Annotated in this window: 10 protein-coding genes; 3 read left to right on the forward strand and 7 right to left on the reverse strand. The window is 74.4% G+C overall.

The window, feature by feature from the left end; all coding sequences use genetic code 11:
- The first annotated feature begins 325 nt into the window (after positions 1 to 325).
- Positions 326 to 2,185 (forward strand): anthranilate synthase family protein, encoded by a 1,860-nt coding sequence (locus tag OHB09_RS08435; RefSeq protein ID WP_319119037.1) that lies wholly within the window; start codon positions 326 to 328, stop codon positions 2,183 to 2,185.
- Positions 2,186 to 2,327: 142 nt separating this feature from the next.
- Here the strand turns inward: OHB09_RS08435 and OHB09_RS08440 are convergent, their stop codons facing one another.
- The 5 genes from OHB09_RS08440 to OHB09_RS08460 all read right to left on the reverse strand — a co-directional run bounded on the left by OHB09_RS08440 (position 2,328) and on the right by OHB09_RS08460 (position 8,048).
- Positions 2,328 to 3,356, reverse strand: coding sequence for a 6-phosphofructokinase (locus tag OHB09_RS08440; RefSeq protein WP_006143618.1), 1,029 nt, complete (start codon positions 3,354 to 3,356; stop codon positions 2,328 to 2,330).
- Between the two features lie 208 nt (positions 3,357 to 3,564).
- Positions 3,565 to 4,224, reverse strand: coding sequence for a response regulator (locus OHB09_RS08445; RefSeq protein WP_234527839.1), 660 nt, complete (start codon positions 4,222 to 4,224; stop codon positions 3,565 to 3,567).
- Between the two features lie 104 nt (positions 4,225 to 4,328).
- Entirely contained in the window at positions 4,329 to 5,597 is a 1,269-nt protein-coding gene (gene macS / locus OHB09_RS08450) for a MacS family sensor histidine kinase (protein WP_191890254.1), read from the reverse strand.
- Positions 5,598 to 5,652: 55 nt separating this feature from the next.
- Positions 5,653 to 6,498, reverse strand: coding sequence for a lysophospholipid acyltransferase family protein (locus OHB09_RS08455; RefSeq protein WP_328921792.1), 846 nt, complete (start codon positions 6,496 to 6,498; stop codon positions 5,653 to 5,655).
- Positions 6,499 to 6,551: 53 nt separating this feature from the next.
- Positions 6,552 to 8,048: an FG-GAP and VCBS repeat-containing protein gene (locus OHB09_RS08460; protein WP_328919056.1), complete on the reverse strand. Its 1,497-nt coding sequence runs from the start codon at positions 8,046 to 8,048 to the stop codon at positions 6,552 to 6,554.
- 372 nt (positions 8,049 to 8,420) lie between these two features.
- On the opposite strand from OHB09_RS08460, the gene OHB09_RS08465 reads away from it, so the two are divergent.
- Positions 8,421 to 9,221: an alpha/beta hydrolase gene (locus OHB09_RS08465; RefSeq protein WP_093595921.1), complete on the forward strand. Its 801-nt coding sequence runs from the start codon at positions 8,421 to 8,423 to the stop codon at positions 9,219 to 9,221.
- Complete coding sequence (locus tag OHB09_RS08470; protein WP_191852887.1) at positions 9,214 to 10,056, forward strand: hypothetical protein; 843 nt, start codon at positions 9,214 to 9,216, stop codon at positions 10,054 to 10,056. The genes OHB09_RS08465 and OHB09_RS08470 overlap by 8 nt, the downstream gene beginning before the upstream one ends.
- A gap of 37 nt (positions 10,057 to 10,093) precedes the next feature.
- Here the strand turns inward: OHB09_RS08470 and OHB09_RS08475 are convergent, their stop codons facing one another.
- Positions 10,094 to 10,852, reverse strand: coding sequence for an endonuclease/exonuclease/phosphatase family protein (locus OHB09_RS08475; protein WP_191852888.1), 759 nt, complete (start codon positions 10,850 to 10,852; stop codon positions 10,094 to 10,096).
- Between the two features lie 123 nt (positions 10,853 to 10,975).
- The gene (locus tag OHB09_RS08480; protein ID WP_006143627.1) at positions 10,976 to 11,929 is read right to left on the reverse strand and encodes an ROK family glucokinase; all 954 of its coding nucleotides are present in this window, start codon (positions 11,927 to 11,929) and stop codon (positions 10,976 to 10,978) included.
- Positions 11,930 to 11,968 lie beyond the last annotated feature (39 nt).

Below are 11,968 nucleotides of genomic sequence, written 5' to 3' on the forward strand. Positions count from 1 at the left end.
TGAGCCAGTGTGCTCGCCGTCCTTCCAACAAGGGCCGTGCCGCGAAACCGCGGCGGGGCCCCGCCTGGGCCGTCCGGGGCGGCCCACCGCCGTGTCGGAGGAGCGCGGCCGCCGTGACGGAGCGGTATCGGGTAGGGTGCGGGCCATGTTCGCGACCGTGCACCGCATGTGGTGGTGGACCGCTCACCCGGCGGCCCACTGATCTCGCGTACGCACTGAACTCCGCGAAGGCCGCCCGAGGGGCGGCCTTCGGTGTTTCCACGACCGGCCGGACCGCTCCTCCTCCCGAATTCCACGGAACTCCCACGGAAGAGGAACCGATCCCATGGACCTGTCCACGTTGCTGACCGACGACCGGCCGTTCGCGCTGCTGCGCCGCCGCACCCCCGGCCGTGCGCACGACACGGTGGAGGTGCTGCGGGGCCCGGTCACCGCGCGGGAGCGCCTGGCCGACCTGCCCGGGGAGGGTCTCGCCCTCGTGCCGTTCCGGCAGATCCGCGAACGCGGCTTCGACGTGCGGGACGACGGCACCCCGCTGCTGGTCCTCGTCCCCGAGGAGACGCACACGCTCCCCCTGGAGGCGGCGCTCGCGCAGTTGCCGCGGCACGAGGTAAGGGTGACGGGCGGCGGCTTCGACGTCGGTGACGAGGAGTACGCCGGGATCGTCGAGCGGGTGCTGCGGGAGGAGATCGGCCGGGGCGAGGGCGCGAACTTCGTGATCCGGCGGACGTACGAGGGAGAGATCCCCGGCTTCGGGCGGGCGGACGCGCTGGCGCTGTTCCGCCGGCTGCTGGTGGGTGAGCGGGGCGCCTACTGGACGTTCCTCGTGCACACGGGCGAGCGGACGCTGGTGGGCGCGAGCCCCGAGGTGCATGTGCGGATGTCCGGCGGGACGGTGGTGATGAATCCGATCAGCGGCACCTACCGCTATCCGGCGGGCGGGCCGACCCCGGAGCACCTGCTGGACTTCCTCGCCGACGGCAAGGAGATCGAGGAGCTCTCCATGGTCGTCGACGAGGAACTGAAGATGATGTGCACGGTCGGCGACCGGGGCGGGGTGGTGGTCGGGCCGCGGCTGCGGGAGATGGCCCATCTCGCCCACACCGAGTACGAGTTGCGCGGGCGCTCCTCGCTGGACGTGCGCGAGGTGCTGAAGGAGACCATGTTCGCGGCGACCGTCACCGGCTCGCCGGTGCAGAACGCCTGCCGGGTCGTGGAGCGCCACGAGCCCACCGGGCGCGGCTACTACGCGGGGGCGCTCGCCCTGCTCGGCCGGGACTCCGGGGGCGCGCAGACGCTGGACTCCCCCATCCTGATCCGCACCGCCGACATCGCGGCGGACGGGCGGCTGCGGGTGCCGGTCGGGGCCACGCTGGTGCGCGGCTCGGACCCGGCCGCCGAGGTGGCCGAGACGCACGCGAAGGCGGCGGGGGTGCTGGCGGCCCTCGGGGTGCGGCCGGGGCGGCCGCGCGAGGAGACCGCCGGGCCGCGGCTGGCCGAGGACCCCCGGGTGCGGGCGGCGCTGGACGGGCGACGGGCCGCGCTGGCGCCGTTCTGGCTGCGGATGCGGGAGCCGGTGGGCGAGTCCTCCGGTCACGCCCTGGTCGTCGACGGGGAGGACACGTTCACCGCGATGCTCGCGCACCTGCTGCGCTCCTCGGGGCTCGCGGTCACGGTGCGCCGCTACGACGAGGCCGGACTGCGCGAGGAGGTGCGCGCGCACGAGGGGGTCGTGGTGCTGGGCCCCGGCCCGGGCGACCCCGGCGACCCGGACGACCCGAAGATGCGGTTCCTGCGGGGGCTGACGGGCGAGGTGCTGCGCGAGCACCGGCAGGGGGTGCTGGGTGTGTGCCTCGGGCACGAGCTGATCGCGGCGGAGTACGGGCTGCCGGTGGTCCGCAAGCGGGTGCCGTACCAGGGGGCGCAGGTGGCGGTCGACCTCTTCGGGCGGCAGGAGACCGTGGGGTTCTACAACAGCTTCGTGGCCCGGTGCGAGGAGGAGGCGGCGGCCCGGCTTGCGGAGCGGGGCGTGGAGGTGTCCCGCTCGGCCGACGGGGAGGTGCACGCGCTGCGGGGGCCGGGGTTCGCGGGGGTGCAGTTCCACCCGGAGTCGGTGCTGACGGTGCGCGGGGCGGAGGTGGTGCGGGAGCTGCTGGCGGGCCTGTCGGAGGGGGTGCGCCCGTGACGGGGCGCTCCGGCCGGTGACGCCGGGCGGCGGGGGACGGGACCGGAGGGGGCATCCGCCCCGCCGCCGGCCCCCCGCCGCCCGGGCGCGCCACGCGGGTGTGTCGTCCGGGCGCGCCACGCGGGTGTGTCATGCGGGTGTGTCACCCGAAGAAGACCGAGACCTCCTCGTACAGGGACGCGTCGACCGTCTTCAGCCGGGACGTCGCCTCCGCGATCGGGACGCGGACGATGTCGGTGCCCCGCAGCGCCACCATCTTCCCGAACTCCCCGTCCCGCACGCACTCGATGGCGTGGAGGCCGAAGCGCGTGGCGAGCCAGCGGTCGAAGGCGCTGGGAGTCCCCCCGCGCTGCACGTGCCCGAGCACCGTGGTGCGCGCCTCCTTGCCCGTGCGGCGTTCGATCTGCTTCGCCAGCCACTCCCCCACTCCGGACAGCCGCACATGGCCGAAGGAGTCGAGGGAGTCGTCCTTGAGCACCATGTCGCCGTCCTTGGGCTGCGCGCCCTCGGCGACGACCACGATCGGCGCGTACGAGGCCTTGAACCGCGAGGTCACCCAGGCGCACACCTGGTCGACGTCGAATCTCCGCTCGGGGATGAGGATGACGTTGGCGCCGCCGGCCAGTCCGGAGTGCAGGGCGATCCAGCCGGCGTGCCGGCCCATCACCTCGACGACCAGCACCCGCATGTGCGATTCGGCGGTGGTGTGCAGCCGGTCGATGGCCTCGGTGGCGATGTTGACGGCGGTGTCGAAGCCGAAGGTGTAGTCGGTGGCGGAGAGGTCGTTGTCGATGGTCTTCGGCACGCCGACGACCTGGATGCCGTACTCGTCGGCCAGGCGCGCGGCGACGCCGAGGGTGTCCTCGCCGCCGATCGCGACGAGCGCGTCGATCTCCTCCTTGGCGAGGTTGTCCTTGATGCGGCGGATGCCGTTCTCCTGCTGGAGGGGGTTGGTGCGGGAGGAGCCGAGGATCGTGCCGCCGCGGGGCAGGATGCCGCGCACGGCGGGGATGTCGAGGTGGACGGTGTCGCCCTCCAGGGGACCGCGCCAGCCGTCCCGGAAGCCGACGAAGTCGTAGCCGTACTCCTGCACGCCCTTGCGGACGATGCCCCGGATGACGGCGTTGAGCCCGGGGCAGTCGCCGCCCCCGGTCAGTACTCCTACCCGCATGACAGTGTCCCTTCGCCGCGGTTGCCTGACGCGGGCCACGCTAATGGTGACCCACGTCACTTCGGCATGCACGGGACGGTCAATTCCGGTAAATCACTCGGACGTTGATCAATCGGGATTCGTTTGGCCGAGTGCCGCCGTGACACATGTTTACGGATCAGGGCATACCGCCCGGTCAGGCGGCGTCCGGGCGGTGGCGGAGGGACCGTCAGGCGCCGTCCAGGCCCCGCTCGATGGCGTACCGGACGAGCTCGACCCGGTTGTGGAGCTGGAGCTTGCCCAGGGTGTTCTGGACGTGGTTCTGCACGGTGCGGTGCGAGATGACGAGGCGTTCGGCGATCTGCTTGTAGCTCAGCCCCTTGGCGACGAGGCGCAGCACCTCGGTCTCGCGTTCGGTCAGCCGCGGCGCGCGGGCGGCCTCGCCCGCCTCGCCGGACTCCGGGGCGGGCGCGGGCTCGGCGGCCAGGCGCCGGTACTCGCCGAGGACGAGCCCGGCGAGCCCGGGGGTGAAGACGGGGTCACCGGCCGCTGTGCGGCGCACCGCGTCGACGAGTTCCTCGGTGGAGGCGGACTTGACCAGGTAGCCGGTGGCGCCGGACTTCACCGCCTCCAGCACGTCCGCGTGCTCGCCGCTGGCCGAGAGCACCAGGACCCGCGGGGCCGGCTGGGTGCCGACGAGTTCCTTGCACACCTGGACACCGGGTTTGGCGGGCAGGTTGAGGTCGAGCACCAGGACGTCGGGGGCGACGGCCCGGGCCCGGCGCACGGCCTGTTCGCCGTCGCCCGCGGTGGCGACCACGTCGAAGCCGGACTCGGCGAGGTCCCGGGCGACGGCGTCGCGCCACATCGGGTGGTCGTCGACCACCATGACCCGGATCGGGCCGCCGTTCCCGGCGCCGCCGCCCGCTCCCGCGCCGGGCCGCTCCCCCGCCGTGCCGCCGCCGTGCGTGCCGTGCGTGTCCCGCTGGTCGTTCATCGCTGTCCCGTCCCGCCCCGCGCGTCCTGTGCGCCCGCCATTGTGCCGGGCGCCTCCTTCGGCAGTCTCAGTTCCACCTCGGTGCCCTGGCCGGGGACCGAGAGCAGCTCGGCGGTGCCGCCGAGGTCGCGCAGCCGGCCCCGGATCGACTGGGCGACACCGAGTCTGCCCTCCCCCTCGGCCTGGACGAGCCGGCCCTCGGGGATGCCGGGTCCGTCGTCCCGCACCGTCACCACGATCCCGTCCGGGTTGTCCTCGACCAGGATCCAGGCCCGGGCCTCCTCCCCCGCGTGCCGCGTCACGTTGTCCAGCGCGGCGCCGACCGCGGCGGCCACCTCGCGCGCGGCCGCCGGGGGCAGGGGCACCGGCGCGCCCGGTTCGGAGAGGGTGACCCGGGCTCCGGCGTACGGGGTGAGGAGGGAGCGCAGGTCGACGGGTTCACGCGCGCCGGCCGCCTCACCGCTCTCCTCCTCCGGTTCCTGCACCAGCCGGACGAGCGCGCCCTCGGACTCGTCCTCGGACAGCCGGGAGACGGGGCTGGGGCCGCCGGTGACCAGGGAGCGCAGCGCCACCTCCTGCTCGCCGGCCATCCTGCCGAGCTCCGCCGCCTCGCCGCCCAGCGCGGTGCCGCGCCGCTGGACCATGGCGAGGACCTGGAGCACGCCGTCGTGGATGTCCCGGGCGAGCCGTTCCCGTTCGCGGGTCGCGGCCTCGATCTCCAGGGCGCGGGCGAGGGTCCGCTCGGAGGCGCGGGCGACCTCGACGACGTAGCCGATGGCGATGGCGGCGACCCAGACGAGGACGACGTTGTGCAGGGTGTCCCGGGTCGGGGCCCCGCGTTCGACGAGGTTGGCGGCGGCCACCAGCGTGGAGGCGAAGGCCGCCCAGCGCCAGCCGCCCTTGACGGCGTACGCCAGGACGGAACCCGCGGTCCATATCGAGGGCAGCGTCGGGCCGCCCTCGACGACCCGCTGGTGGGCGTCGGCCACGGGGGTGAGCAGGATGCCGGTGAGCGCGATGCCCAGGTCGACGGCGAGGAACGGTTTGGTGCAGTGCGCCGCCCCCGCGACCTTGGGCAGGGTGGCCAGGGTCCACACGACCAGGACGGCGAAGTAGCCGATCGCCACGCCGGGCCGTCGGAAGTCGCCGTACGCGCCGAGGAAGAGCCCCAGGGCGTACAGCATCGTCAGGACGCGGTAGGCGGTGAGCGCGCGCCACAGCGGCTGCTCGACCGACATCCTCATGACCTTCACGCGTTTCGGCATGTTCCCCCCGCCTCCGCCGTGCTCTCCGGCCGCGCGCCCCCGCGCCGGCCCCCGGTTACGCCCCGGTGCCCGGTGCCCGCTTCTCCGCCCGTGACTGCTTCTCCGCCTGTGACTGCTTCTCGGCCTCTGCCTGCTTGTCCGCCTGTGCCTGCTTGTCCGCCTTGGCGGCGTCCGCGAGCCGCCGCTTGGCGGCCGTCGCGTAGATGTCGACGTACTCCTGACCGGAGAGCCGCATGATCTCGTACATGACCTCGTCGGTCACCGCCCGGAGCACGAAACGGTCGTGCTCCATGCCCTGGTAGCGGCTGAAGTCCAGGGGCCTGCCGATGCGGATGCCCGGGCGCATCAGCTTGGGCACCACCTTCCCCGGCGGCTGGATCTTCTCCGTGTCGATCATCGCGACCGGGAGGACGGGCGCGCCCGTGGCCAGCGCCACCCGGGCGAGCCCGCCGGGCTTGCCCCGGTAGAGGCGGCCGTCGGGCGAGCGGGTGCCCTCCGGGTAGATGCCGAACAGCTCGCCGCGCCGCAGCACCTCGATGCCGCTGCGCACGGCCGCCTCACCGGCGCCGCGCGCGCCCGAGCGGTCGACGGGGAGCTGGCCCGCGCCCTTGAAGAAGGCGGCGGTCATCCGTCCCTTGACGCCGGGGGTGGTGAAGTACTCGGCCTTGGCGATGAAGGTGACCTTGCGGTCGAGCACCGCGGGCAGGAAGAAGGAGTCCGAGAAGGACAGGTGGTTGCTGGCGAGGATCGCCGGACCCTCGGCGGGCACGTGCTCCAGGCCCTCCACCCAGGGGCGGAAGGCGAGCTTCAGCGTGCCCCCGACGGTGACCTTCATCGCGCCGTACAACAACCGAGTGCCTCCCGTGTCCTCGGACAGACCATAGACGATGTCCCCGGACATGGCGGTGGGGCGGCACCAGGCCGCCCCACCGCACGTCACCGCCGTGCCCCGGCTCAGCGCAGGTACGCCCCGAAGTGGGCCTTCGTGGCGGGCGCCGAGAGGTCACCGGCGCCGAAGGCGAGGGAGGAGGTGGCGGTGAGGCCGGCCGCCGTGCCGGGCAGCACCCACACCGCGCCCTTCTCCTCGTTCTCGGCGGTGGAGCCGGCCGCGAGGTCGAGGCGGCCGTCGCCGTTCACGTCGAGGAGCGCGCTGCTCACGCCGAAGCGGTCGCCGGCCTCGGCGACCCCGGGGACCTCGGCGGTGTTCTGGTGGAAGGTCTGCGCGCCGGTGCCCGTCACCCCGGAGGCGGTACCGGGCACGAGGGCGACCGAGCCGGCGTCCTCGACGTCGCCGACGTCCTCGCCGGGCAGGCCGAGGGCGATGTCGGCGTAGCCGTCGCCGTTGACGTCGCCGACCGACACCGTGGTGCCGATCCCGTCGCCCTCCTCCTCTGCGCCGGGGAAGCCGGGCAGGTCCTGGTCGAAGGACTGCACGCGGCTCTCGGAGAGGCCGGAGGCCGAGCCGAAGGCGATGCGGACCTTGTCGTTCCAGCCGTCGCGGCCGACGACGACGTCGTCGTAGCCGTCGCCGTTGACGTCGCCGATGCCGGTGCCCGTCTCGCGGCCGGTGTCCTCCCCGGGCACCCAGCCGCGGGTGAAGCCGGAGGCGCCGCCGCCGAGGAGCAGCCGGTTGCCCCAGACGCCGTCGCCCGCGTAGACCCACTGGACGATGTCGTCCTTGCCGTCCCCGTTGACGTCGCCGACCCGGCCGGAGTCGACGGGGCCGGTGATCGAGGAGGCGCCGTCCTCGCAGCCGCCGTTGGTGGCGCAGGAGGCGCCGTCCGCGTCGTAGCCCCACCACAGGGACTTGTCGAGGAGGGGCAGCTTGGCGGCGGGGGTGCCGGCCCGGGAGACGGGGCCCTTCCACAGGGCGGCGGGGGCGCCCTCGGGGTCGTCGCCGCCGACGGACTGGGCGGAGAAGAGGGCGAGGTCGGTCTTCCCGTCTCCGTCGAAGTCGCCGACCTGCGGGGCGGCGCCGTAGCCGGCGAGCGCGGTGCCGCCGGTGAGTCCGGAGGCGGAGCCCCACAGGACGACGGAGCCGGCCTTGCCGCCCGCGATCACCAGGTCGCTGAAGCCGTCGCCGTCCAGGTCGCCCTTGGTGAAGGTGGCGCCGAAGCGCTGTCCGGCCGTCGCGGAGCCGGGGACACCGCTGGTGGAACGGCTGATGACCTTCTTGTCGGTGAGGGAGACGCCCTCGGCGGAACCGTAGGTGACGGCCACGTAGCCGGCCTTGGCGGCGCCGGAGACCGTGGCGTCCGGGGCGCCCACGACGAGGTCGGCGTAGCCGTCGCCGTTGAAGTCGTCCTGTGCGGCGGCGGTGCCCGCCCGGGGGGCCGCCTGGGCGGCGCCCGCCGAGAGCGCGACGGCGCCGAGCCCGCCGGCGAGCAGCGCGGCGGCGGCGAGGGGTGCGGTGAGGCGCGCGGTGCGGGTGCGGCGGTGCGGTCGGGTCATGTGGGGGGCCTTTCGACTCGGTCGGTGCGCGGCGCGGAATGCCGCGTTCAGTCAGTTCGACACGGACCCGTGGCCATGAGTTGTACGGACGAATGTCATGGGACGGTAACTGTGACGATCACCGGCCCCGATCCGAACTCTCGGTGCCCGTGGGCGAGTTCGGGCCGGGCGGGACGAGCGGGGGCACCGCCGCGGTCTCCGGCGCGGGGCCCGACGGCCCTGGTCGGTGTCGGTGGGGTCGCGTACGGTGAAGTACGCCGTCCGACCGCCGATCCGAACGGCCGGTCGCCGGTTTCCGTACTGCTGGGCACAGTCCTCACCACTGGGCGCAGCTTCCCCGCCGTACCGACTACTGACGAACAGGAGACCGACGTGCCGGTCCTCCCTGGAGCCGAGCCGTACCGCCACGAGGGCGGCCCGGTCGGCGTGCTGCTGTGTCATGGCTTCACCGGTTCCCCGCAGTCGTTGCGCCCCTGGGCGGAGTACCTGGCGCGGCGGCATCTGACCGTCTCCCTGCCGCTGCTGCCCGGGCACGGCACCCGCTGGCAGGACATGCAGCTCACCGGCTGGCCGGACTGGTACGCGGAGGTCGACCGCGAGCTGCGCGTCCTGCGGGAGCGGTGCACGCACGTGTTCGTCTTCGGCCTGTCGATGGGCGGGGCGCTGGCGCTGCGGCTCGCCGCGAAGCACGGGGACGCGGTGACCGGGATCGTGGTCGTCAACCCCGCCAACAAGGTGCACGGGCTCGCCGCGCACGCCCTGCCGGTGGCCCGGCACCTCGTGCCGAGCACCCGGGGCATCGTCAGCGACATCGCGAAGGAGGGCGCCGAGGAGGTCGGCTACGACAGGGTGCCGCTGCACGCGGCGCACTCCCTGCGGTCCTTCCTGCGCCGGGTGGACGGCGAGCTGCCGCAGGTCACGCAGCCGCTGCTGGTGCTGCGCAGCACGCGGGACCACGTCGTACCGGCCGCCGACCCGGCACGGGTGCTGAGCCGGGTGTCCTCCACGGACGTCACCGAGGTCCTGCTGGAACAGAGCTACCACGTGGCGACGTTGGACCATGACGCGGACCGGATCTTCGAGGAGAGTCACGCCTTCGTCGCCCGTCTCGCACCCGAGTCCGCTCCCGGGGAGGGGCACGACCACGAGGAAGGGACGGCCGTAGGTGGCTGAGCACGACTCCGACCACGAGCCGGAGGAGCGAGGGCTCCCCCTCGACGAGGACGCCGCGTGGGCGGCGATCGTCGCGGGGTACGGCGAGGAGCCGCCGGACCCGCCCGGCGCGAAACCGTTCAAACCGTTCCGGCCGGTGAGACCGGTCCGCCCGGTGGAGAACGTCCCCCTGCCGGAGCCGCCGGGCCCGGCGGCCGGGGCGGGGGCTGCGGAGGGAACGGGCGGGGCCGACGCGGCCGGCGGGACCACGGCGGCGACTGGGCCCGGTGCCTCGGGTGAGACTGCGGAGTCCGGCGGGCCCGGCGGGCCCACCGGCCCCGGCGCGGTCACGACGCCCGGCGGGATCGGCACGCCCGGCGTGGCCGGCCTCCCCGCCGGCGCCGGTGCGGCCGGCCCCGCCGGTCCGGGTGCGGGAAACGGTGAGGAACCGGACGGACCGGACGGCCGCGAGGCCTCCGCGGCGGGGGACGGCGGGCCGTCGCGTACCGGTCGTCCCGGCGCACCGCTGGGCGGTTCGATCTCCTTCGCGCCCGGTGTCGGGCCGCGGGACTACTCCCCTCCGGAGGGGCCCGGCGGGGAGGACGACGAGGGGCACTTCGTGCCGCCGGAGCCGCCGCCGCTGCCCGCCTCCGACGCCACGGCGCGGTTCGCCTGGCTCGGCGCGATCGGCGGCCCGATCCTGCTCCTGATCGCCGTGCTGCTCGGCTGGGACATGACCTGGTGGCTCACCACCGCCTGCATCGGCGGCTTCCTCGGCGGCTGCGCCACGCTGGTGATGCGCATGCACCCCGGCGACGAGGACGAGGACGACCCCGGCCGGGGCGCGGTGGTCTGACGGCGGGAGCCCTCCGGACGGCCCTCGCGCCGGGGGCTCAGCCGGTGGGCGGGAGCCGCAGGGCGGCGAGGACCGGAAGGTGGTCGCTGGCCGCCCTCAGGTCCCGCTCGCTCACCCCCGGGTGACCGAGCGGCACGCCGCAGCCGAGGACCTCCACGCCCTTGCTGGTGAAGAGCGCGTCGATGCGGCCGTGCGGTTCCGTACGGGTCCAGGTGTGCTCCTCGCCCCACGGCGCGACGGTCCGGCAGTCCCGCAGCTCGGCCGCGATACGGCGGAAGGTGCGGCCGGCGGGGTCCTCGTTGAGGTCGCCGCCGGCCAGGACGTGCGGGGTGCCGAGGGCGGCGACCCGGTCGAGGAGCAGGCCGCCCTGCTCGTACCGCTCCCGCTCCTGGAGCGAGAGGTGGCAGCTCAGGACGCCGAGCCGGGTGCCGCCGAAACGGACGACCGCGGTGGCCAGGCCGCGGCGGTGCTGCCCGGGGGTGAGCGGCAGCAGGACGTCCTCGGTGCGCTCGACGGTGGCGCGCAGGGAGCACAGCAGGGCCGGTCCCGCGGCGGTGCCGCCGCCGGAGAGCATGACGAGCCCGGAGGCGGCGGCCACGCGGGCCAGTTTCTTGCGCCAGCGGAAGAAGCGGGGGGCCTCCTGGAGGAGGACGAGGTCCGGGGCGCAGGCGGTGAGGACGCGGGCGAGGGCGTCGGTGTCGTCCTTGAGGGAGCGGACGTTGTAGCTGAGGGCGCGGATGACGGCGGTGCCGTCGGGGTCCGTGCCGGAGGCGGGCAGCGGGGCTGTGGTCGGCATGGTGATCAAGATACGCCGCGCCGGTCCGGGGCCGGAGACGTTCTCGCCCCCGCCGCCCCTGCCCTCCCCGGTCCGGCCGGGAGGGCAGGGGCGGCGGGGGGGGGAAGCCCTGCCGACGGCCCGTCACATGACGGGGTCGGGCTCCCGGGCGAGGTCGGCCGCGCCGACGAGGCCCGCCTTGTTGCCCAGTTGGGCGGCGATCACGTCGGCGACGGGGCGCCAGTTGCCGCCGACCAGCCAGCGCTTGTACGACTTGCGGATCGGGTCGAGGACCAGGTCGCCCTCGTCCGACAGGCCGCCGCCCACGATGAACGCCGAGGGGTCGAACAGCGAGGCCAGGTCGGCCAGACCCGCGCCCACCCAGCGGGCCAGCTCGCGGTAGGAGTCCACCGCCACCGGGCAGCCCTGCCGCGCGGCCACCGAGACGTGCTTGCCCTCGATGCCGTCGGGGGTGCCGTCGCCGAGGGCGAGCAGGATGTCCGCGCGCTCCGGCGTCGCGTTGGCCCGCTGCTTCGCGTACCGCACGAGCGCCCGCCCGGAGGCGTACTGCTCCCAGCAGCCCTGGCTGCCGCAGCCGCACAGCAGCCCGTCGGGCACCATGCGGATGTGGCCGAACTCGGCCGCCACCCCGAAGTGCCCGCGACGCAGCTTGTTGCCGATGATGATGCCGCCACCGAGACCCGTGCCGAGCGTGATGCAGATGACGTTGCGGTGGCCCGCGCCCGCCCCGAACTTGTACTCGCCCCAGGCCGCCGCGTTCGCGTCGTTCTCCACGACGACCGGCAGCCCGACCCGGGCCTCGACCTTCTCCTTGAGCGGCTCCTGCCGCCAGTCGATGTTCGGCGCGAAGTAGACCGTCGACCGCTGCCGGTTGACGTAACCGGCGGCACCGATACCCACCCCGACGATCTCGTGCCCGGCCCGCGCGCCCTCCACCGAGGCGGCGATGGCGTCCACGATGGCCTCGGGTGTGGTGGGGGTCGGCACCTTGAAGGTGGAAAGGATGTTGCCTTCCTCATCGACCACGCCGGCCGCGATCTTCGTGCCGCCGATGTCGACGCCGATGGTGAGTCCCATGAATCCCTCAGTTCCGGTCGAGCCCCGCTAGGGCCAACC

The organism is Streptomyces griseoaurantiacus (assembly GCF_036189845.1).
In the GTDB taxonomy this organism is placed as follows: Bacteria; Actinomycetota; Actinomycetes; order Streptomycetales; family Streptomycetaceae; genus Streptomyces; species Streptomyces griseoaurantiacus.